The 20,761-nt window shown below is 65.2% G+C and carries 23 protein-coding genes, 1 other RNA gene and 1 pseudogene; 11 read left to right on the top strand and 14 right to left on the bottom strand.

Features of this window, described 5'->3' with window-relative positions; translation table 11 throughout:
* Positions 1 to 14 precede the first annotated feature (14 nt).
* Together ACDH77_RS07870 and ACDH77_RS07875 are read left to right on the top strand one after the other, a co-directional pair.
* Positions 15 to 791, top strand: a complete 777-nt coding sequence (locus ACDH77_RS07870) for an NAD kinase (protein WP_011347007.1) — start codon at positions 15 to 17, stop codon at positions 789 to 791.
* Positions 792 to 966: 175 nt separating this feature from the next.
* Complete coding sequence (locus tag ACDH77_RS07875) at positions 967 to 1,932, top strand: 5'-nucleotidase (RefSeq protein WP_031422018.1); 966 nt, start codon at positions 967 to 969, stop codon at positions 1,930 to 1,932.
* Positions 1,933 to 2,013: 81 nt separating this feature from the next.
* Here the strand turns inward: ACDH77_RS07875 and ACDH77_RS07880 are convergent, their stop codons facing one another.
* From ACDH77_RS07880 to sbcB, 3 genes are all read right to left on the bottom strand, one after another.
* Positions 2,014 to 2,580, bottom strand: a complete 567-nt coding sequence (locus tag ACDH77_RS07880) for a DUF2939 domain-containing protein (protein WP_031422020.1) — start codon at positions 2,578 to 2,580, stop codon at positions 2,014 to 2,016.
* Positions 2,581 to 2,704: 124 nt separating this feature from the next.
* On the bottom strand, positions 2,705 to 3,391 hold the full coding sequence (locus ACDH77_RS07885) for a DUF2461 domain-containing protein (protein ID WP_031422022.1): 687 nt from the start codon (positions 3,389 to 3,391) through the stop codon (positions 2,705 to 2,707).
* Complete coding sequence (sbcB, locus tag ACDH77_RS07890; protein WP_031422024.1) at positions 3,388 to 4,833, bottom strand: exodeoxyribonuclease I; 1,446 nt, start codon at positions 4,831 to 4,833, stop codon at positions 3,388 to 3,390. The genes ACDH77_RS07885 and sbcB overlap by 4 nt, the downstream gene beginning before the upstream one ends.
* A 147-nt stretch (positions 4,834 to 4,980) precedes the next feature.
* On the opposite strand from sbcB, the gene ACDH77_RS07895 reads away from it, so the two are divergent.
* A non-coding RNA gene (locus tag ACDH77_RS07895) (sX9 sRNA) lies at positions 4,981 to 5,057 on the top strand.
* A 239-nt stretch (positions 5,058 to 5,296) separates the two neighbouring features.
* Here ACDH77_RS07895 and ACDH77_RS07900 read toward each other — a convergent pair.
* From ACDH77_RS07900 to can, 5 genes are all read right to left on the bottom strand, one after another.
* Positions 5,297 to 6,664, bottom strand: coding sequence for an NAD(P)/FAD-dependent oxidoreductase (locus ACDH77_RS07900; RefSeq protein WP_031422026.1), 1,368 nt, complete (start codon positions 6,662 to 6,664; stop codon positions 5,297 to 5,299).
* Positions 6,665 to 6,835: 171 nt separating this feature from the next.
* Positions 6,836 to 8,107, bottom strand: coding sequence for a kynureninase (gene kynU, locus ACDH77_RS07905; protein WP_011347013.1), 1,272 nt, complete (start codon positions 8,105 to 8,107; stop codon positions 6,836 to 6,838).
* 33 nt (positions 8,108 to 8,140) lie between these two features.
* Positions 8,141 to 10,321, bottom strand: coding sequence for an FUSC family protein (locus ACDH77_RS07910; RefSeq protein WP_181388240.1), 2,181 nt, complete (start codon positions 10,319 to 10,321; stop codon positions 8,141 to 8,143).
* A gap of 12 nt (positions 10,322 to 10,333) precedes the next feature.
* The gene (locus tag ACDH77_RS07915; protein WP_109290670.1) at positions 10,334 to 10,864 is read right to left on the bottom strand and encodes a 3-hydroxyanthranilate 3,4-dioxygenase; all 531 of its coding nucleotides are present in this window, start codon (positions 10,862 to 10,864) and stop codon (positions 10,334 to 10,336) included.
* A gap of 86 nt (positions 10,865 to 10,950) precedes the next feature.
* A complete protein-coding gene (can, locus tag ACDH77_RS07920; protein ID WP_008576307.1) occupies positions 10,951 to 11,613 on the bottom strand; it encodes a carbonate dehydratase in 663 nt (220 codons plus the stop codon).
* Positions 11,614 to 11,768: 155 nt separating this feature from the next.
* Here can and ACDH77_RS07925 point away from each other — a divergent pair, with 155 nt between their 5' ends.
* From ACDH77_RS07925 to ACDH77_RS07945, 5 genes are read left to right on the top strand one after another with little or no spacing between them, the layout of a single operon-like run.
* Positions 11,769 to 12,305: a glycoside hydrolase family 108 protein gene (locus ACDH77_RS07925; RefSeq protein WP_008576306.1), complete on the top strand. Its 537-nt coding sequence runs from the start codon at positions 11,769 to 11,771 to the stop codon at positions 12,303 to 12,305.
* 42 nt (positions 12,306 to 12,347) lie between these two features.
* The gene (locus ACDH77_RS07930) at positions 12,348 to 12,878 is read left to right on the top strand and encodes a DUF2589 domain-containing protein (protein ID WP_008576304.1); all 531 of its coding nucleotides are present in this window, start codon (positions 12,348 to 12,350) and stop codon (positions 12,876 to 12,878) included.
* Positions 12,879 to 12,929: 51 nt separating this feature from the next.
* Positions 12,930 to 13,547 (top strand): DUF2589 domain-containing protein, encoded by a 618-nt coding sequence (locus ACDH77_RS07935; protein WP_109290672.1) that lies wholly within the window; start codon positions 12,930 to 12,932, stop codon positions 13,545 to 13,547.
* Positions 13,548 to 13,593: 46 nt separating this feature from the next.
* Positions 13,594 to 13,854 (top strand): hypothetical protein, encoded by a 261-nt coding sequence (locus tag ACDH77_RS07940; RefSeq protein ID WP_008576302.1) that lies wholly within the window; start codon positions 13,594 to 13,596, stop codon positions 13,852 to 13,854.
* Complete coding sequence (locus tag ACDH77_RS07945) at positions 13,855 to 14,328, top strand: hypothetical protein (protein WP_109290673.1); 474 nt, start codon at positions 13,855 to 13,857, stop codon at positions 14,326 to 14,328.
* A gap of 11 nt (positions 14,329 to 14,339) precedes the next feature.
* Here the strand turns inward: ACDH77_RS07945 and ACDH77_RS07950 are convergent.
* Positions 14,340 to 14,528: pseudogene (locus tag ACDH77_RS07950) on the bottom strand (hypothetical protein); the annotation flags it as partial.
* A 52-nt stretch (positions 14,529 to 14,580) separates the two neighbouring features.
* Between ACDH77_RS07950 and ACDH77_RS07955 the strand changes: the two are divergent.
* The 3 genes from ACDH77_RS07955 (at position 14,581) to ACDH77_RS07965 (ending at position 17,414) form a co-directional block, all read left to right on the top strand.
* On the top strand, positions 14,581 to 15,291 hold the full coding sequence (locus tag ACDH77_RS07955) for a hypothetical protein (RefSeq protein WP_031422035.1): 711 nt from the start codon (positions 14,581 to 14,583) through the stop codon (positions 15,289 to 15,291).
* A gap of 168 nt (positions 15,292 to 15,459) precedes the next feature.
* Positions 15,460 to 16,329, top strand: coding sequence for a hypothetical protein (locus ACDH77_RS07960; protein WP_109290701.1), 870 nt, complete (start codon positions 15,460 to 15,462; stop codon positions 16,327 to 16,329).
* Positions 16,330 to 16,700: 371 nt separating this feature from the next.
* Positions 16,701 to 17,414, top strand: a complete 714-nt coding sequence (locus tag ACDH77_RS07965; protein ID WP_014089852.1) for a response regulator — start codon at positions 16,701 to 16,703, stop codon at positions 17,412 to 17,414.
* 336 nt (positions 17,415 to 17,750) lie between these two features.
* Here ACDH77_RS07965 and ACDH77_RS07970 read toward each other — a convergent pair whose 3' ends face one another.
* The 5 genes from ACDH77_RS07970 to asnS are packed head-to-tail and all read right to left on the bottom strand — an operon-like array spanning position 17,751 to position 20,666.
* Complete coding sequence (locus ACDH77_RS07970) at positions 17,751 to 18,386, bottom strand: FMN-binding negative transcriptional regulator (RefSeq protein WP_031422037.1); 636 nt, start codon at positions 18,384 to 18,386, stop codon at positions 17,751 to 17,753.
* A gap of 1 nt (position 18,387) precedes the next feature.
* A complete protein-coding gene (locus ACDH77_RS07975; RefSeq protein WP_014089854.1) occupies positions 18,388 to 18,714 on the bottom strand; it encodes a hypothetical protein in 327 nt (108 codons plus the stop codon).
* Positions 18,711 to 19,016: a hypothetical protein gene (locus ACDH77_RS07980; RefSeq protein ID WP_029819146.1), complete on the bottom strand. Its 306-nt coding sequence runs from the start codon at positions 19,014 to 19,016 to the stop codon at positions 18,711 to 18,713. Before ACDH77_RS07980 ends, ACDH77_RS07975 begins: the two co-directional genes overlap by 4 nt.
* Positions 19,013 to 19,270: a hypothetical protein gene (locus tag ACDH77_RS07985; protein ID WP_031422041.1), complete on the bottom strand. Its 258-nt coding sequence runs from the start codon at positions 19,268 to 19,270 to the stop codon at positions 19,013 to 19,015. Before ACDH77_RS07985 ends, ACDH77_RS07980 begins: the two co-directional genes overlap by 4 nt.
* A gap of 1 nt (position 19,271) precedes the next feature.
* Positions 19,272 to 20,666: an asparagine--tRNA ligase gene (asnS, locus tag ACDH77_RS07990; RefSeq protein ID WP_031422043.1), complete on the bottom strand. Its 1,395-nt coding sequence runs from the start codon at positions 20,664 to 20,666 to the stop codon at positions 19,272 to 19,274.
* Between the last annotated feature and the right edge of the window lie 95 nt (positions 20,667 to 20,761).

The following is a 20,761-nucleotide window of genomic DNA, read 5'->3' on the forward strand; positions in this document are numbered from 1 at the left end:
CTCTGGAGTCAACGATGACCGCACCACCTCGCATCGCTTTTCTTGCCAGCCCCGCCGAGCCGGCGGTGGCCGCGCGCGCACGCCTTACGCAGCGCTATGGCGACCATGCCCTGGACAGCGCCGACATCGTCTGTGCGCTGGGCGGCGACGGGTTCATGTTGCAGACGCTGCACCGGCATGGCGCCGCCGACAAGCCGGTGTTCGGCATGAAGCTGGGCTCGGTCGGCTTTTTGATGAACCAGTACCGCGACAACGAAGACGACCTGCTCGAGCGCCTGCAGCGCGCCGAGCCGGCGTATCTGCGGCCGCTGGAAATGCAGGTGCAGACCGAATCCGGTGCCAGTGCCGGCTCGCTTGCCTACAACGAGGTCTCTCTGCTGCGGCAGACCCGGCAGGCCGCGCATCTGAGCGTGGATCTCAACGGCCAGACCCGCATTGCCGAGCTGATCGGCGATGGCGTGATGGTGGCCACGCCGGCCGGCAGCACGGCGTACAACTATTCAGCGCACGGGCCGATCCTGCCGCTGGGCTCGCATACGCTGGCGCTGACGCCGATCGCGCCGTATCGTCCGCGGCGCTGGCGCGGCGCCATCCTCAAGGCAGATACCGAAGTGCGCTTCCGCGTGCTCGACCCGTACAAGCGCCCGGTCAGCGTCACCGCCGACTCGCACGAAATTCGCGACGTGGTCGAAGTGACCATCCGCGAATCCACGCAACGCCAGGTCACGTTGTTGTTCGATCCCGAACACAATCTGGAAGAGCGCATCTTCAGCGAGCAGTTTGCGGTTTGAGGAGCGGGGATTTGGGATTCGAGATTCGGGATTGGCAACGGCAGCAGCGTGCCACGTCGTCTTTAGAATAGCGCGCACGCGCTACGATGCTGCGCGGATGGGCGATCAAATCCCGACCTCCAGTTCCTGCTTTAAACCAATCCCCAATTCCCAATCACCAATCCCGGCCTCCCCAATGCCCGACAACTCCCCAAGGTTATTGACCGTCGCGGTGACCTCGCGCGCCCTGTTCGATCTCGAAGAAGGCCATGCGCTGTTCGAGGCCGACGGAGTGGAGGCGTATTCGGCGTTCCAGCGCGAGCATGAGGACGACATCCTGCAACCTGGCGTTGCGTTCCCGGTGGTGCGCAAGCTGCTGGCGCTCAATCACGATGTGCCCGAGGACGCGCCGCGGGTGGAAGTCATCCTGCTGTCACGCAATTCCGCCGATACCGGCCTGCGCATCTTCAACTCGATCCAGCATTACAACCTGGGCATCGTGCGTGCCACCTTCACCTCGGGCGAGCCGACCTGGCCGTACGTCAAGCCGTTCGGGACCGATCTGTTTCTCTCGGCCAATCCGGAATCGGTACGGCGCGCGCTGAGCCATGGCATCGCGGCGGCGACCATCATGCCGCGCGCACTGGGCGAACGCGCCGAGGCCGCGGCGGCAATCGTGGACAACGACGAAAGCCGTTTGTCGACGCAGCTGCGGATCGCCTTCGATGGCGATGCGGTGATCTTCGGCGACGAGAGCGAACGCATCTCGCGCGAGCAGGGCGTGGAAGCCTTCGGGCGTCACGAGCGCGAGCGTGCACGCGAGCCGTTGTCGGTGGGGCCGTTCCGTAATTTTCTGGCGGCCCTGCACACCTTGCAGGCGGCGTTTCCGCCCGGCCAGGCCTCGCCGATCCGCACGGCGCTGGTCACTGCGCGCTCGGCGCCGGCGCATGAGCGGGTGATCCGCACCTTGCGCGAGTGGGGCGTGCGTCTGGACGAGGCGCTGTTCCTGGGCGGGCGTCACAAGGGCCCGTTTCTTCAGGCGTTTGGTGCGGATATCTTCTTCGACGATTCGCAGCACAACATCGACAGTGCGCGCCAGCATCAGCACGTGGCCGCCGGACATGTGCCGCACGGCGTGGCCAATGATCCGCCGTTTGCCTGAGCCACACACCCGCGCACGACAGGACGGGCTGCGCGGCGTCTGCGCTGGCTGACGCACCAAAGTGTTGTCGCGAAGGGACGCTTAGCGTCCCTGTCCCGCTTGCGCGTCAGCCAACGGCAGGCGGATATCGGTCAGCCGCCATCGCAGGCCTTGCCGCGTCAACACGAACACCACCGGCGCGCCAGTGGCGGTATGCGTAGTTGCGGTGAAGCGGCGAGTGGACTCGAAGCGTTGTTCGGCGCCTCGCAGCGGCCGTGCGGGCGCTGGCGCGGCGTAGGTGTCGGCGCTGACGGTGTCGCCGGTGACTCGATTCCAGACGCTGTGGCCTTGCAACAGCGCGCCAATCCCAAGCGGCGTGACCAGAGTATCCACGCCCGCGCCGCCGATGCCGCTGGCGAGCTGCAAGGCGAACCCGCCGAGCAAGCTCGATTGCAGGCTGCTCCCGGCCTGGCGCACCAGGTAATCGTCCAGCTGCGCCTTGAGGTTGACGCGCAGAGTCGGGAAATCCACGTGTCGCTCCAGCTGTCCGGCATCGCGGTTGGCCACAGCCTGGCTGATGCCGCGGATGGCCAGATATGGTCCGGCAACGATGTACCCGGCCAGCAGCACGACGGCCAGCACCGGCAGCAGCAACCAGCGCTTCCTCATCGTGTGCATTCCGGTGCTGTTGAAGCCGGGGGCGTGGTCGCCAGGTAGGCGAGGGCTGCGTAACGTCGCTGCGGTGCGCGCAGGATCGGCGCAGCGCGGCACGATTCGCGTGCCAAGTGTGTCATCAAAATTCCAGGTCCAAGGCCGCGCACAGGTAATCGACGAACGGGGCCAGGGTCACCAGGTCCGTCTCGATGGTCTGGCGCAGTCGCGGCCCGGTCATGATGCTGTCGTCCAGGTGACGCAGGTACGCCCAGTTGCGGTGCTTGAGATCCTCGATGAACTCGAAGTCGTTGGGGAATCCACGCGGTGCGCGCACCAGCTTTTCGCTGTCGTCCATGGTGAATTTGCGCAGCAGTTTCGGGTTATGCGCGGCGGCCTTCCAGCTGCCGGGATTGTCGAAAATGAACTGGCGCAGTTTGCGTTGCGTGTCCGGCTCCGGATGCCACAGGCCGGCGCCGACAAAACTTTCGCCCGGCTGCAGGTGGATATAGAACGATGGCGCCGCCATCTGGCGGCGGCGTTCATGGAACAGGCGCGCGCCTTGCCAGTTCTTGTAAGGCGATTTGTCGTTGGAAAAGCGCGCATCGCGATAGATGCGAAACAGCGAGCCGCCCTGGGTTTTGGGATCGGCGCGATAGTGTTCGCTGACCTGTGCCAGTGCCGGCTGCAGATCGGTGATCAGCTGCAGAAACGGCTGGCGCACATGCGCCTCATACTGATGCCGATGGTCGTTGAACCAGGTCTTGTCGTTGTGGCGGGCCAGGGCGCGCAGGAACTTGAAGCTGGCGTCGGAAAAGTAGGTGGTCATAGCGTGCGTTGGAGGTCCGAACCCCAGGCGGCGAGCTGATCGAGTAGGGCTTGCTTGGTAGCATCGTCGGGGTGAGTACGCCGTAAATCCGCAATCTGCGCGTGGTATTGCTCCAGGGTGACTTCACCCAGGCCGCGGTCTTCTAGCAGGCGCTGGCGGCGATACACGTTCCAGCGCTCCTGTTCCTCGAACGAGAGTGTCTGCGGCCAGTTGCGAGCGCGGTAGCGAAACAGCAGCTCGATCAGGCGCGGGTCGCGAAAGCGCGCTTCCAGCGCGCCCAGTTCGTCCGGCGCGCTGGCGCGGACCTGTGCAAGCAGGCGTTTGTCGCCTTCGGCCAGAAATCCATCGTAGAGCGAGGCATCGGCATCGTTGACCGCCGCTGCCGCGGCGCGTTCGCTGCCGTAGACCTGGCGCACCTTCTCGGCAAGGTCGGGGCCCAAGGCGCGCAAGCGTGCCGCCTTGGCCACTACCGCGTCGTGATCCACACCCAGGCGCTGAAAATCTGCAGCGCGCAGATGCTGCCAGGCCACCAGCGCGGGCGACTTGTTCAGATGCACTTCCTTCAACGGAATGCGCTGTTCGCCTTCCGGCAGATCCGCGGCGCGGATGTACAGGCGGTCGGCAATATCGTCTGGGCTCAGCCGCAACAACACCTCCGGGTCGCCCTCCAGATCGAACACGATCACGCGGCTGTCGATGCGCGGGTGGCGCGTCAGCGGCAGCACCGCCGCGGCGCACAGGCGCGAGGCGGGGTAGCGCTGCGAAACATGCAGCACCGGCTGCATGGCGATGACATCCAGCAAGGTGGCGGCAAAGCGCTTGTCGCGCAGGCGCAGCGCGTAGTCCCACAACTTTGGCTGGTGCTGCTGGAATTTGCGCGCCATGCCGATGGTGGCGTACACGTCCGACAAGGCTTCGTGCGCATCGCCTTCGCGCACATCGTTGGCATCGGCCAGGTGCTCCAGCTTGAACGAGGTAGCGCCATCTTCGCGCTGCGGCCAGACGATGCCGTCCGGGCGCAGCGCATGGACCAGTCGCAGCACATCCAGCAGGTCCCAGCGCGAGTTACCGCCACGCCACTCGCGCTCGTACGGGTCGTAGAAATTGCGGAACAGGCCGCAGCGGATGAATTCGTCGTCGAAGCGGATAGAGTTGTAGCCCAGCGTGCAGGTCTGGGGCCGGCCCATTTGTTCGGCGATGCGCGCGAACGCCTCTGCTTCGGTGACGCCTTCGCGCAGCGCATGTTGCGGGGTGATGCCGGTCACCATGGTGGCATAGGGCGAGGGCAGCAGATCATCGGCCGGCTGCACGAAAAAGCTGATGGGCTCTTCGATCACGCGCAACTGCGCATCGGTGCGCACCGCAGCGAACTGTGCGATGCGGGTGCGGCGTGGATCCTGGCCGAAGGTTTCCAGGTCGTAGAAGAGAAAGCTGTCAGGCATGCGGGTACGACATCCAGATGCGCGGCGCACGGCGTATGCGCTGCCGGTGCCGCCCAGTATCCCTCATCGCGGCAACGTCACGCTAAGAGCAGCCAACAAAACTACCGCGCAGCCGCCAGGCGGGTGCGGCCGGTGCTCGGAATCCTCATGTACCACGCGTACACTGCGGTTCTGAGCGCGCCGTCCGCGCCCACCTGACGACTGCTCGCTACGTTTTGTTAGCCGCTCTAAGGCATGGCCGTGCGGGAGGTGAGCCACGTCCAGGAGCGAAGCGCTCGCGTGGCGGGCCGGGTGCGGCGTTTTTCCGGCGCTGGCGACCCCCAATGGGGCGCTTGCAAGTGCCTGGCAGCTGCAGCCACCGCCACCGCACCGGAAGGACATTCGACCGGGCGCCCATCGCAAGCCGGCACGTCATCGTCGCCCATGCAAGCATCAATGCCGTCCTCCGTGTCTTCCGCAGAGGTCAATGCGCGCCGTCCAGCGGCTCCAGGCGTGCGTGCACAACCGCTTCCAAGGCAGCCCAGTCGATGCGCGACAGATCGCGGTGTCCCCGCGTGGCCTCCACCAGGATCTGGCGCTGGATCTCGCTGCGCGCCAGCGCAATCGAATAGCGCGTGCGCAGGAACGTCACCATGGTGTAGTGCGGCACGAAGCGGGTGGGCCAGCGCGCCTGCAATTGCTGTTCGAGCTCGCGCTGCAGCAGGAAGTCGGGGTCGTCGACGCGGTCGCGCATTTCCAGGTAGTTCTCCAGCGCCATCTGCTGGATGGCGGCCGCATCGTCGCGACGCGCATCCTCGAAGGCCGCGAACGCGCTGGCGAGGTCGTCGTGCGCGTCCAGCTGATCTGCCAACGCCACGCAATCTTCGAATGCGCAATTCATGCCCTGCCCGTGGAATGGCACCATCGCATGGGCGGCGTCGCCGATCAGCAATGCGCGGCCATCCAGATGCCAGCGATCCAGGGTCAGCGTGCCGAGCAGTCCGGGCGGATGCTCTTCCCAATGCTCCCTGAGCTGCGGAATCAGCGGCAATGCGTCCGGGAAATCGCGTGCGAACAAGGCCAATGCTTCATCGCCGGTGCGCGTGGTGGCAAAGCTCGGCTCGCCGGCGTTGGGCAAGAACAGGGTGACGGTGAACGTACCGCCATCGTTTGGCAGCGCAATGCACATGTAGCGCCCGCGCGGCCAGAGATGCAGCGCGTTGCCTTCGATCCGGAATCCGCCGCCCGGCTGCGGCGGAATTTCCAGCTCCTTGTACGAGTGATCGAGGAATTCGGTGCGTTCGCCCAGCGGCGATTTGCGCTGCATCGCCGCGCGCAAAGCCGAGCCGGCGCCATCGCTGCCGATCAAGCTCTGAAAGTGGATCTCGTGCGGCTGGTCGTCGCGGTCGTCGATGAAGCGCGCATAGCCGGCGTCGAAGTCCACGGTATGCAGGCGGCGGTAGAAATGCACGCGCGCGCCGGCCTGTTCGGCCAGGTCGAGCAGGGCGACATTCAGCGCGGCGCGGTGGATCGACCAGATCACCTCGCTGTCGTCGCGCCCGTAGCGTTGCAGCTGCGGTTGGCCGATGATTGGGTGCACCATGCGGCCACGCATCATCACCGCCTTGGCCATCACCGCATCTTCGGCGCCGGCCTGGCGCAGCGCATGCCGGCCGCGTTCGGCCAGCGCCAGGTTGATCGAGCGGCCGGACTCGTAGCCCTTGATGCGCGGGTCGCCACGCCGTTCGTATACGGTGACCTGCCAGCCGCGACGCGACAGCAGGATGGCCAGCAGGCAACCGGCCAGACCGGCGCCGATCAGGGTCAGGGAACGCGGAGAAACTGGGCTCAATGCAATGTCCGGCAGCAGCCGGACGCAGCGCCGGCGAAAAGGGGAAGACAGCGACTGGCAACGACGGTGGCCCCGGCAGCAACGCCGGGCGGGCTGGGAGTGTACGTGGGCGCGCGGCGATTCCGCGTGCCGTACAAGTGCTTTGGTGGCACTGCAGTCAGACTGCCGCGCTCAAGCAGCCGCCCAGGCTTCCACCTGCTCGACGAAGGTATGCAGATCGCTGAAGCGGTTGTACAGCGGCACCGGCGCAATACGGATCACGTCCGGTTCGCGCCAGTCGCCGAGCACGCCGGCCGCGTGCAGATGCTCGAACAGCGCGCGGCCCCGTGCGCGTCCGCCGGCCACCCGCAGCGACAGCTGGCAGCCGCGTCGTGCAGGTTCGGCCGGGGTGACGATCTGTAGTGCCTGCGGCACCCGCGCGTGGATCAATTGCTCCAGATGCCCGGTGAGCTGTTCGGATTTGGCGCGCAACGCAGCCATGCCGGCCTGGTCGAACAACGCCAGCGACGCGCGCAGCGGTGCCAGCGCCAGCACCGGCGGATTGCTCAGCTGCCAGCCTTCGGCGCCGGGCGAGGGCACGAACTGCGGGTCCATGCGGAAGCGGGTCTGCTGCTCATGTCCCCACCAGCCGGCCATGCGCGGCAGGTCGCTATTTGCATGCCGCGCGTGCACGAAGCAACCGCCCACCGCGCCGGGGCCGGCGTTGAGATATTTGTAGTGGCACCACACCGCGAAATCCACGCCGTCGTCGTGCAGGGTCAGCGGGAGATTGCCCACCGCGTGCGCCAGATCGAAACCCACCGCCGCGCCCTGCGCGCGCGCCAGCCGCACGATCTCGGCCAGGTCGAAGGCCTGCCCGGTGCGGTACTGGATGCCCGGCCACAGCACCAAGGCCAGGCGCGGGCCATGCTGCGCGATGGCTTCGGCAATGGCCGTCATCGAGACGGTGCCGTTGGGTTCGTCGGCGTCCACTTCGATCAGATGCGTGGCCGGGTCCAACCCGTGCAGGCGCAGCTGCGATTCCACCGCGTGGCGGTCGGATGGAAATGCGCCTGCCTCGATCAGGATCGCGCCGCGCTCGGCAGTGGGGCGGTAGAAGCTGGCCATCATCAGATGCAGATTGACGCTGAGGGTGTTCATCGCCACCACTTCGCCGGGTTGCGCGCCGACCACGCGCGCCAGCCCGTCGCGCACGAGTTGGTGGTAGGTCAGCCATTGGGTCGGGCCGGTGAAGTGACCTTCCACCGCCAGCGCGCCCCACCGGTCGAGCACCTCGTCCACCATCGCACGTGCCGCACGCGGCTGCAGGCCGAGCGAATTGCCGACGAAATAGGTCTGATCGTCATCGCCGTGCTGCGGGAACACGAAGGCATCGCGCAGGCCGCGCAGCGGGTCGGCGGCATCCAGGGCGACAGCATGGGCGCGGGACAGCAGGTCGGTCATCGTCGGGCTCGCAACACGGATCAGGGCGGCAGTTTACCTGCCGGCATCGTGCACGCCGTCATGCACGGCCGGCGCATCGGCCGAGGCCGGTCGGGCAGGGCGCAGCAGGTGGGTGAGCGTGCCGATGCTGTCGGTGACGCGGTCGATGGTGTCGGCCAGCGCGGCGGTGGTTGGGGAACTGTCGGGCAATGCGGCCAGCGCATCGGAAAGCTGGCGCTCGGCGTTGCGCAAGGTGGTCGCGGCAGGAATACCGCCAGTGCGCAGGCAGTCGATCACCGCGGACAGCGCCTCATCGGCCTGCCGCGCGAAGATGGGCAGCGCGTCCAGCGTGGGCAACGGATGGCCATCGCGCAGCGCCGCTTCCAGCAACAAGCTGGCGCGGATCAGCCGGTTGCCATTGGCCAGCAGCGATTCGGCCAGCTTGAGCTCCTGCAGGTTGCGGCGGCTGCGCGGTTCGCCGCGAAGACGCTCGATCGAGGCCTGCGCATTGGTGCGGGCAACACGCGCGGCGGCACGCGTATCGCTCAGACCCTCCATCTGGCCGAGCAGCACATGGCGGAGATGGTCGCGATATGCGCTGAGCAAGTGCGCCAGCGAGGCGCGAATCTGCCGGCGTTCGCGCGTGGGCCACAACGCATAGGCGACCAGCGCCAGCGCGCTGCCGGCCACTGTCGCCTGCAGGCGCGCGCCGACCGCTTCGCCCGGTGCCACACCTTCGAAGGACAGCAGCAGCACCAGCATGCCGGTCAAAAACGCCACGCCGATGCCGTAGTTCACCTGTGTCAGCAAGCGAAACCCGAGGCAAAACAGCGCCAGCAGGGCCATGCGGACTCTGGCGCCGTCCATGGCCAGGTGCGCGAGCAAGGTGGCAAGCAATAGTCCGATGAAGGTGCCGGCCACGCGCAACGCGCCAAAGCTGAAGGTGCCGCCGAAATCGGGCTTGAGCACGATGGCGGTGGTCATCGGAATCCAGAAGCCGTGCGGAATCTGCTGCCAGCGCTGGAAGGCGATGGCCAGCGCCAGGCACACGCCGCAGCGCAACGCGTGCCGGAAGGCGACCGACGACAGGTCCAGATTCGCGCGCAACGTGGCCCAGGTCGCGGCCGGGCGCAACGCAGACGGCAGCCGCGCTTCGGCCAGTTGCGCCTGGATTTCGCCACGGCTGCTGGCCCAGTGCGCGTTGCGGATCAGCGCGCGCAGCTGGCCGCCCAGGCCTTGCGCGCGCGCGACGGCGACACGCACCAGGCGGCGTTCGCGCGTGTCGGCGTTGTCGTGCTGAAACTGTGCCAATGCGCCGACCAGATCGTCGAACCCGGTCATCGAGGCGTTGGCGGCCTGCGGGTCTTCGCCCATGGTCATCGCGTGCGCGAGCTGTTCCAGCACGATGGCGCTGCGTTCGAGCACGCGTTCGATCGCCGGTCGCGCCTGCGAGTCGGTCAGGCGCGTCTCGGCATCGGCCAACGACAGCAGCTCCAGCCGCACCCGATCGCACAGCTCGGCGATGATGCGAAAGCTCTGCACCGCGATCGCGCGCGAGCGATGCTCGCCGTGCAGCATCACCATCGCGTCGAGTACTTCCTGCGTCGCCGGCGGCGCCGCACTGGCGTCCGGGCGCTGCCGCGCGATGCCGGCCAGCTGGCGCATCAGGTCTGCCAATGCAAAGCGTTCCGGGCGATAACGCTGCAGCGGCCACGCCGCCAACGCCAGCACCACCTGCAGCAGTCCGCCAGCGAAGATCAGCGCCGCTACACCGGGTGCCTGCTGCACCGGTAGCCGCATGTCTGCGCTGACCACCAGCAGGATCATGCTGGTCAGGCCCACCCGCGCGGCCACCGGTCCGAGCGCCACCAGCAAGCCGCCGCCCAGGCCGAGCAACAGGCCGGCCAGCACCAGCGTCGGCGTATTGTGGCCGACCCAGATGCCGAGCAAGGCAGCCAGGCCGGCTGCCAGGGCTGCCATCAACATGCGTTGCAGACGCGCGCGATACGGCCCGGGCTGGTCGGAAAACATGGTATTGAGCGCGCCGCTGCACACCGCCAGGCCGGCGGCAACCTGCCCGGTCGCCACGCCGATCGCCAGCGGCAGGACGACTGCAACGGTGTTGCGCAGCGCGACGCGCAGGGGCACGTCGCGCGGTTTGAGGTCGATCAGTGCGCGCAGCATGGTGCCGGTTTCAGAGCATGCGAGCGGCAAACCTGCTGCGCGCGGCCGCATGCCATCGCGCTGTCAGTCCTCGACCGTGGCATAGCGCTCGGGCGCAGGATGCAGATGCCCGCACTGCGAACAGGTGCGCAGCGCCAGCGAACGGTAGAAGCGATCGAACACCGGCGGGAAGTCGGTTTCGATGTTCTTCAGCGGAAACATCGCTTCATACAACTTGTGATTGCACTGCGGGCAATACCATTGCAGGCCGTCCTGCTCGTTGGGCAGGCGCTCGCGTTCGATCACCAGGCCGATCGAGCCGGCCGCGCGTTGCGGCGAGTGCGGCACCTTGGGCGGCAGCAGAAAGACTTCGCCGGTACGGATCGGAATGTCGCGCGCCACGCCCTCGTCCTGCACCTTCAGCACCATTTCGCCTTCGAGCTGGAAGAACCACTCCGGGCCTTCGTCGTAGTGATAGTCGGTGCGCGCGTTCGGCCCGCCGACCACCATGATGATGAAGCCATCCTGCTGGATGCACTTGTTGCCCACCGGCGGTTTGAGCAGATGGCGGTGTTCCTCGATCCAGGCGTGCAGGTTGATCGGCGGGATCAGCATCGACGTTCCTCGGCAAAGTAAGGTATCCGGCTCAGCCGGCCGCCTACGTCCGATGGACGCTGCGGCCGGCCAGGTGTGCGTGCGGCTCAGCGCTCGGCGCGATCGGCCTGGATCCGCGCCAGCGCTGCGTCATAGCGTTCCTGCAGCAACTCGGGGCGGTCGATCGACATGCCCAGGTCGTGCGCGCGGCCATCGCGCAGGCTGTATACCCAGCCATGCACGCTCAATTGCTGGCCGCGCTCCCAGGCATCGTGCACGATGGTGGTGCGGCACACGTTGACCACTTGTTCGAGCACGTTGAGCTCGCACAGGCGTGCGTGCTGCACCGACAGCTCGCCGGCGTTGTGCAGGCAGGCTTCGTGCTTGTCGGCCACGTCGGTGACGTGGCGGATCCAGTTGTCGACCAGGCCCATGCGCTTCTGGGTCAGGCTGGCGAACACGCCGCCGCAGCCGTAATGGCCGACCACCAGCACATGCTTGACCTTGAGCACATCCACCGCGAACTGGATCACCGACAGGCAATTCAGATCGGTATGCACGACCACGTTGGCGATATTCCGGTGGACGAAGACTTCGCCCGGCGCCATGTCGATGATCTGGTTGGCCGGCACGCGCGAATCGGAGCAGCCGATCCACAGATATTCCGGCGTCTGCTGGGTCGAGAGCTTGGAAAAGAATTCCGGATCCTCGCGGCGGATACGCTCGGACCAGGCGCGGTTGTTTTCAAGCAAGTGGTTAAGCTCGTTCATGCGTGCAGTATTCCAGAAAACGTGGCCGTGGCGGCTTCTATGAGCGCCCAGGATGAATCAGCTTTCAGGCTTCCCGGTCTCGGCGAACGACCGATGTGCGGCCAGTGCACCCCTGGGGAAACTGGCGCCACCGATCAACTCCACAGGTGGCGCCGATGGCCGACTTCAACGCATTCTTTCCGACCTTGCTCAAACACGAAGGCGGTTTCGTCAACGATCCCGTCGATCCGGGCGGAGCCACCAACAAGGGCATCACCCTGTCGACCTTCAAGGCCTGCGCGCAGAACCTGCTGGGCATCGAGCCAAGTCTGGCGAACCTGCGTGCGTTGACCGACGCCCAGGCTGGGGTCATCTACAAGGCGCAGTACTGGGACCGGCTGCGCGCCGATCAGATCGCGCTGCAGCCGTTAGCCAACATCGTGTTCGACTTCTACGTCAACGCCGGCAACAACGCCATCAAACTGCTGCAGACCGTGCTCAACAGCCAGACCGGCGGCAAGTTGGTCGCTGACGGCCGCATGGGGCCGGCCACCTTCGCGGCGCTGGCATCCAGCAACCAGCAAGACCTGTATGCACGCTACAAGGCCGGCCGCAGGGACTATTACCACAGGCTCGTCGCAGCGCGACCGGCGCTTGGCAAGTTTCTCAAGGGCTGGCTGGCGCGCGTGGATTCCTTTCCCGACTCGGTCTGAGCCGGCAGCGGCCCAGCGACACTTCCTACCGACGAGCCCGACATGGCGCAGATATCCCTCAATGATCTGATCGAAGCACTGGCTGGCGCGGTCATCGACGCCCAGGACCGGATCGAGCAACACCAGATGGCCAACCTGGGTGCGTTCTTCGACGAAGACAACCGTCCTAGAAGCGTCCTGATCCGCTTGCCGTCGCAGCACCCGGAAGCGGGTGAGAACGACGAAGACCTGTATCGGGCACCGCTGTTGCCGCTGGTGTCGTCCAACGTCCTGCGGATCAAGGATGTAGAGATCAGTTTCGATGCACAGCTCGGTGAACTCAGCGAGCTGGACGAAGCAGGCGTGCCGGATGCGTTGGCGGTTGCATCCGTCGTCGAGGACTGGCATCCCAAGCCGCCGGCGCTGCCAGGCCAGATCGGCATCGATCTCGGCTCCAACGCAAAAAATGCACGAAACAGTGCGGTGCACGTCGTGTTGCGCGTGGAAGGCAGCGAGCCGACCGAGGGCGTGGCACGTCTCATCAATCGCCTTGCGCAGTCGCAAGGTGTGTTCAAGACGGTCAAGGGAGAGTAACGCCCGCCGTCATCGCTTTCTTCTTAAACAACCGTTCTTCAGGAGAACATCATGAGCGATATCGTCAACATGTCCGACCAGTTCAAGGGCCTGCCGATGGCAGACCTGATCGGCGCTCCGCTGCGTGCAGCCTGCGATGCGCAGGTCATGCTGGCACGGGCCACCGCCGACTTCATCAAGGTCATCGGCTTTCTGCCGCCGACCGACCCTGCCGATCCCAACGGGAACGGCGGCACGCGCACCGCGCAGTTCAAATTCAAGCGCCCGGTCGAAGACCCTAGCGGTACCGGCATGGCAGAGGAGGAAGTGGAGATCGTTGTACCGCTGTTGACCCTCGTCAACGTCCCCAACCTGAGCATTCAGACCGTGGACGTCACCTTCGATATGGAAGTCAAATCCTCGTTCTCGGAAAAGGAAGCCGAAGACAAGAGCCTCAAGGTGGATCTGGAAGCCAGCGTCGGCTGGGGTGTCTTCAAGGCCAAGGTCAACGTGCAGGGCTCCGTGTCCAGCCACAAGGAAAATACCCGCTCTTCGGATAACTCGGCCAAGTATCACGTCGCGCTGCACGCCGAAGATCGCGGCACGCCCGAAGGCCTGTCGCGTGTGCTCGACATCCTGCAGACCGCTGCGGCTCCTCGCAAAATCACCGCACCTGTGCCGGTGCCGTAACGTCGCTGGTGCGTCCCGTACTTTTCCCTAACCCGAGTCGTTGCCGATGATGGATTTTTCAGAAGTCAGTTTCATCAAGCGCATCGTCGTCGGCAGCGACAACCCGGCAAAAATGCAGACTGCCGAGCAGGTCGAAGCCGCGCAGCAGTTGCTCAATCGCTGCCTCAGCGAAGCGCCCAGGGGGGCGATTCTCGGAATCGAGAAGAGCTTCAATATCCTGCAGTTGGGCGAGCACCAGGTCGTGCTGCAATGGCTGTGCTACCACGTCGGGTTCAAGCGCAAGCCGGTCTGGCTGACGGAGGCATAGATGGCACGTGCGAGCTATTGCCTCGACACCTTCGTGGAGCTGCTCGACCAGGCCGTCCGACGCGCGCAACAGCGGTGCCGCCAGCGGCACGCTGCAGTCGTAAATGCCGCGGCGGCCGCATGCGACCTGTGGGTGCAGTGCATGGATGCAGAGCAAACGGCGCAGGCCGAAACGGCAACCCTGTTCTCCATTCCTGTATGCCAATTGCGTGCGCTGCGGCTGCAGCAAATCAGCGAGCTTTCGTTGACGCTGCAAGTGCAGATCGAGCCGATCACGCAGGCCGACGGTGCACCCGGGTTGGCATTGCGTCTTGCGCCGCCAGATGGCCGTACGCCTGGGCATACGCTGAAGATCAGCTATCAAGGAGCCGAGCGTCCGCGTGGCGTGCTTTGGTTCGATGGTGTCGCACTGAAGGAGTGGACGCTGCACCCGTTCATGGACGTGCCACTATCCGATCCAGGAGCGCTGCGGTGAGGCTGCTGCTGTCGGATGCCGATGCCCGGGCGCTCGCCGAGCGGCTGGGAACCGATGTGGCCGCCTTGCATGCAGATCTCTGTCGGCAGTCCCGGCGCAAGCTGCGCTCCAGCTTCGTCATCTGCCTGGTCGTTGTTCTGGTTATCGCTGCGTTCGGTGTGCTGAGCGGCAGCGTGATCGATCTCTCCATGCTTTCCAATTTCTTATCGGAGCTTTTTCATGGCTGGTCAACATCGCTATCGACATCACATTTTGCGCATCACCTCGGCACTTGCCTTGTGTGTATCGCTGACCGCAGCGCAGGCAGCTCCGGCGGGCGGGATTCCGGCTGGTGACTGGCGCGGCATCCTGTCCGCCAGCGGCAGTGCCGGGCCGGTCTACGTCCGTCTGAGTGCGCGCGCGGCTGGAGGCGAGGGCACCCAGGTGGCGGATCTGCGATTCGGGCCTCCCTACAATTGCGCGCTCGAGTTGCGCGCGCAGCCGGACGGGTATGCGTTGCTGTCGCGCAATGGCGGCAAGTTCTGCGAGGCGCTGACCGGCGGGCTTGCCCAACTCCAGATCGCAGATGGTGGGGCGCACGGGATGCAGCTCACCTTGTCTGGCGGCGCCTCGCCGCTCGTGGTTGCCCTGAGTCAGAGCAGTGCTGGATTGGCCGAAGCCGGGCGCTGGCGTGGGGCGGGGCTGATTTCCGCACAGCTGGAGATCGTGGCGACCACGATCCGTCCCGGCGACGTGCTCGGTCGCCTGCGTTACGGTGCTCCACGGGATTGCCAGGTGGAATTGCGCTATGCCGGGCGTGCAGCAGGTGCGTTGAATGCCTGGGTCGTGGCCAACGATAGAGGCTATTGCCGTCAGCTCAGCGATGCCCAGGCCAGTCTGCAGGTTCGTGCAGATGGCAGTGCCGAGCTTGCATTGCTGTTGAAGGGACAGCGAGAGACGGCGCTGTTCGAGCGGATGCCTTGAGGTGTCGTCGCCGCCTGGCTGCCAGTAAGGACGTCATTTATGTGGAAGCGAGCCAGTAGGCGCGCCGGCCTACGACGACGTGCAGTGGCCCAGCCGGTCCCGCCGGCGGATTTCGGCGGGCCGGCATTTTCCAGCGTGCTCGAACAACTGGAGCTCGAATGCCGGGCGATGGTGTCCTACGCACTGAAGCAAGGTCTGGCGATGTCTCCCGATCTGCCTGGCCGGCTGGCAGAGCTGCGCGTGATGCCTGGCGCCTCCTTGCACGGCGAATCCGGCGCGCGCGAATTGGCCGGTCTGCACCGACAGCTGGTGCGTGCGATCCAGCCGGCAACGCCGCAGGCGGTGGTGCTGATCGAGCGCGAGCGCCTGCGCGGTGGCTGGTTGCGCTGGCTGGGGCCGATTCCGTTGATCCGCACCTTGACCTTGACCTCGGTCGGTTGCCTGGCCTCAGTGGTCGGTCTGGCAATGTCCAGCCTGGTGAACGAGCACAACATCACGCTGGGCTTCCTCGCTTCCTCGGGGAGCACGCTGGGCTGGAACGTGATGTTCATCCTGGCCTGTGCCGGACTCGGTGCGGCGTTCTCCGCGTTGTTCCAAGCCCATCGTTACGTTGCCGACGCAACATACGATCCGCGCTTCGATTCCTCCTATGCCGCGCGCATGATCCTCGGTCTCATCGCTGGCCTGATCCTGGTGGAGTTGCTGCCGGAGAATCTTTTTGCTGACAGCAGCCTGGGCGCGTTCGGAAAGCCCGCATTGGCGATGATGGGCGGCTTCTCGGCAAGCGCGGTGTATCGCCTGCTGCAACGCATGGTCGAGGTCATGGAAACGGTCGTGCGCGGCGATTCCGGCCAACAAGCCGCTGCCTCGATCCAGTCGCAGCGGGCGTCTGCCGAATCCGAAAGCATCCGCGCCCGTGGCGAACTTGCCGCGGGTCTGTTGGACCTGCAGCGTGAGATGCAGGCCGACCCGCGCCTGGATCAGGTGCGCCAGCAACTGACCGGCCTTGCCAGGCAGATGATGTCAGACGAGTCCTGATCGTTCGCGCATGAAATGCGCTCAGACCCACGTGCGCCCTTCTTTGCCCGTCCGTAGAGTGCGGTTTGGCACGGCCTGCCGGGCATCAGGTGGCAGCGCGCGTTCGCATCGTGCGGCATAGCTCGCTTCGGCGTCGGCGCAAATTGCGTAACACGCTTCAGGCAGGCGCACCCGACACGGCGCCTCAGCGACATTAGCGGCGCTGTCGATACCAGCATCTGATGCTCGCCAAATCAGTTCAAGACCGATGGCCCGGAGATAAGCGTGTGACAAGCTCGCTCAAGTGCTCCTGCCGAGCATCTGCCGATTCGCTGCAGCGCGCCGCGTGCAAGCCGCTGCACAGCGCGGTCCCCATTCGTGCACCAGAGGGTATGATGAAGACACGTATCGTCGTCGCTGCCGATCGCACCATCCTTGTGGAAGGGATGGTCGCTTTGCTGCAAAAGGTTCCCGGTATCGAAGTGGTAGGCCATGCAGAAGACGGGCTGGCATGTCTTCAGATCGCCGCCAGAGAGCGGCCTGATATCGTTCTGGTGGATGTGCTCCTACCCGGCCTCAATGGTATCGATCTGACGCGGCGCTTGATGCAGCGCAGCCCCAACAGCCGGGCAATCTGTATCGCTCCGTCCGATGCCTGTACCCAGGCCAGCGCAGTCTTCGAAGCTGGCGCCAAAGCATATCTGGCGCGAACCAGCCGTTTTGCCGAATTGCTGCGGGCAATTCAATGCGTCATCCAGGATCAGACCTACATCAGCCCGCAGATGTCGCGTTCGCTGATCGCCGGGCTGCGTCGAGCCGCCAAGGCCGATTCGGCCTACACCCGACTCACCTCACGCGAGCGCGAAATCGTGCAGCTCTATTCGGAAGGCCTGTCCACCAGGCAGATCGCCAACCGCTTGCACCTGAGCGTGAAGACGGTGGGGACGCATCGCGAAAACTGCATGTTGAAGCTCAATATCCAAAGCATCGCTCAGCTGACCCGTTATGCGATCGCCCAGGGCCTTTCTCCGCTTGAAGCTGCAATCGACGGTAACAGTGAGTCATCCGATGGCTGCGTAGCGCAGCACATGCGCCGTGCCGGCTGAGGCGTGTCGGCATGCACTGCGGTACATCGACGTCGGCACATTTCTGAGCGCCAAAAGCGCCGATCTGGCTGGCGCGCTGTCCAAGGCCGGCAATGGTGCCGTTGCCGGCGCGCGAGGCGGCAATCTGGAGTAGATTCAACGGCTGGAGCGAATGCTCGAACATGACCGCACCGGCAAACTACTGCTCATGCCATGAGCGTCGCGAAGGGCAATTCCTTACGAAGTGGGAGACACCTGCAATGACCTGTGCGCGGGCCGATGCAGGCGTCGGCCGCAGTGTGGCCGACGCGCCCCAGCCGTTTGGTGACTAGCCGTTCGGGGTACGAAGCGGCCGCCTCAGCGCGTCGTATCGACATCCAGCGCCGCCTGCATCAATGCTGCGATGGCGTGCGCGTCTTGGTCGGCTTGCTGCGTCAGGAACTGGGCGACACTGCGTTGATTGCCGGCCGGGTGGTTCTGGCTCAGCTTGAAGGTGAGCTCGATGCGGCTTGGAACGAAGCGGAAGCCGACCAGGCCGCGCAATTGCCGGCGATGACTGTCGCGCTCCATTTCGAACTGCCAATCGCTGCCCACGCGCTGCTCGAAGTGCGCGCTCATGCGCGCAATCAGACTGCCCAGCGCGTCTTCATCGCTCACCTGGCTGCAGCGTCCATGCAGGTGCGCAACGGCGTAGTTCCAGGTGGGCACACGCGCAGCTGCGTCCTTGTCCAGGTACCAGGTGGGCGAGACATAGGCATGCGGGCCCTGCAACACCATGACCGCGTCGCCAGCAGTGCGCGCCTGCGGATTGGGGCGTGCCCAATGGCCTTCGATCACGACATCCTGGCCATCGCGCTGATACAGCACCGGCAGGTGCGAGATCACCGGCTGCCCATCCTCGCCCTGGCTGATCAGGGTGACGAACGCATCGCGCGCGAACAGCCAGTCCAGCAAGGCCAGATCGGTCTGCGCAAATGCGCGCGGGGCGTACATGTCAGGCGCGGCCGCCCATGTTCACGACCATGCGCGCACGCAGCTCGGCATCGTCGTTACCTTGGGGCGGCGAGACTTCATGCAGCGAAAAGCCGCGGATGAGTGCGTCTTCCTCGTCCAGCCCATCCAGTGCCACGAATTCGGCGTCGAACAAGGCTGCGCGTGCGCTATCTTCGCTGTCGTAGGGCAGCGTCTTGCCGTCGCTGTCCAGTACCTCGGCGGTGCCGGCTTCGTTGACGCGCAGGCGCGCCCAGATCAGCGTGCGGCCGATCGTGGCCAGCCACCAGGAGTCGCGGGCGCCCTGCAGGGTGTCTTCGTAAGTAGTCATTGCATTACCTTGGAAAGCAGGCCGAGCAGGACCGCCATGCCCAGGCCGAAAAAGATGGTGAGCAGCGAGAGCCAGGCGGGTGTGGCCAGACCGGACAGTGCAGTGTCGCGGTAGCTGCGGTAACGGCGCGCCAATAACCAGCGCAACGCCACAGGGCTGATGAAGGCCGGGTCGCCGAAGCTGGCCAATGCCTCCGGGTGGCGGTCGCGCATGTGCACCAGGGTCAGCGGCCAGAAGATCAGCAGCGCGGTCAACCCGGCGACGGCGACACCCACAAAACACAGTGCGAAGAACAGGGTCATGTGGCCGCCAGCAGGAGTGCGAGTTTGGGGAGTGTCGCGCCGATGACCAACGCGGCGATGGACCAACGCATTGGACCGGTGGCATGCCGGGTTGCGGCGCGCGCGGCGTCGGTCTGCCACCAGCGTTGCGGCTCCAGTTGGCGCGCTGCCAGCCGCGCCAGCAACACGCTCCGTACCGCCGTCAGCCCGGCCATGATCGCCGCTAGCCAGAAGGCCAGCGATTGCAGCAGGGGGGCGGCGGCCGGCAAGCTCACCTCAGAACTCCGCGCTGCCTGGCGCACGCGGGTAGGGGATCGCGTCGCGGATGTTGCTCAACCCGCACACGTACACCACCAGCCGTTCGAAGCCCAGGCCGAAGCCGGCATGCGGCACCGAGCCGTAGCGACGGAAATCGCGATACCAGCTGTAGTGCTCCTTATCCAGGCCGAACTGCGCCATGCGCGCGTCCAGCACGTCCAGGCGTTCTTCACGCTGGCTGCCGCCGATGATTTCGCCGATGCCCGGGGCCAGCACGTCCATCGCCGCAACGGTCTTGCCGTCATCGTTCAAGCGCATGTAGAACGCCTTGATGTGCTCGGGGTAATTGGTCACCACCACCGGGCGGCCGATGTGTTCTTCGGTGAGCCAGCGCTCGTGCTCGGTCTGCAGGTCCAGGCCCCATTCCACCGGGAAATCGAACTTCTTGCCGGAGTTCTGCAGCAGCTTCACCGCCTCGGTGTAGTCGATCTGCTCGAACGGTGCATTGATGAACGCTTCGAGCTTGGTGATTGCGTTCTTGTCCACGCGCTCGGCCAGGAACGCCAGGTCGTCGCCACGCTCATCGAGCACCGCGCGGAACAGGTATTTGAGGAACTGCTCGGCCAGGCGTGCGTCTTCGGCAAGATTGGCAAAGGCGATTTCCGGCTCGATCATCCAGAACTCGGCCAGATGGCGCGTGGTGTGGCTGTTCTCGGCACGGAAGGTCGGGCCGAAGGTGTAGACCTTGCTCAGCGCCAGGCAGTACGCCTCCACGTTGAGCTGGCCGGACACGGTCAGAAAGGTTTCCTTGCCGAAGAAATCGCGGCTGAAATCCACATTGCCGCTGGCATCGCGTTGCAGGTTGACCATGTCCAGCGTGGAAACGCGGAACATCTGCCCGGCACCTTCGGCATCGGAGGTGGTGATGATCGGCGTGCTGATCCAGTTGAATCCGTTCTGATGGAAGAAGCGGTGCACCGCCTGCGCCAAGCAGTTGCGGATGCGGGTCACCGCACCGAACAGGTTGGTGCGCGGGCGCAGATGCGCCACTTCACGCAGGAATTCCGGCGTCATCGGCTTGGGCTGGATTGGGTACGTCAACGGGTCTTCGACCCAACCGACGATCTCCACGCCGCTGGCCTGGATCTCGAACGACTGGCCCTTGCCCTGCGACTTGACGAGTACGCCCTTGGCGATCAGCGAGCAGCCGCTGGTCAGCCGCTTGATCTCGTCGAAATTGGGCAGCGTGTCGTTGGCCACCACCTGGATCGGAGCGAAGCACGAGCCGTCGGTCACGTTGATGAAGGCCAGTCCGGCAGATCCGCGCAAGGTGCGCACCCACCCCCGTACCGTGACTTCGCCGCCTTCCGGGAGCTTTCCCGCAAGCGCATGTTCAACGCTGACCACCGTCATGACTGTTCCTCGCCGTAGCGACCTTGAATGGCCTGCGAGTTTACTGGCTGCGGCCGCGCCGGCGCGAGCATCTGAACCGCGTGCCGACGGCGGCG

The organism is Xanthomonas axonopodis pv. maculifoliigardeniae (genome assembly GCF_041519315.1).
GTDB classification, from domain to species: domain Bacteria; phylum Pseudomonadota; class Gammaproteobacteria; order Xanthomonadales; family Xanthomonadaceae; genus Xanthomonas; species Xanthomonas euvesicatoria.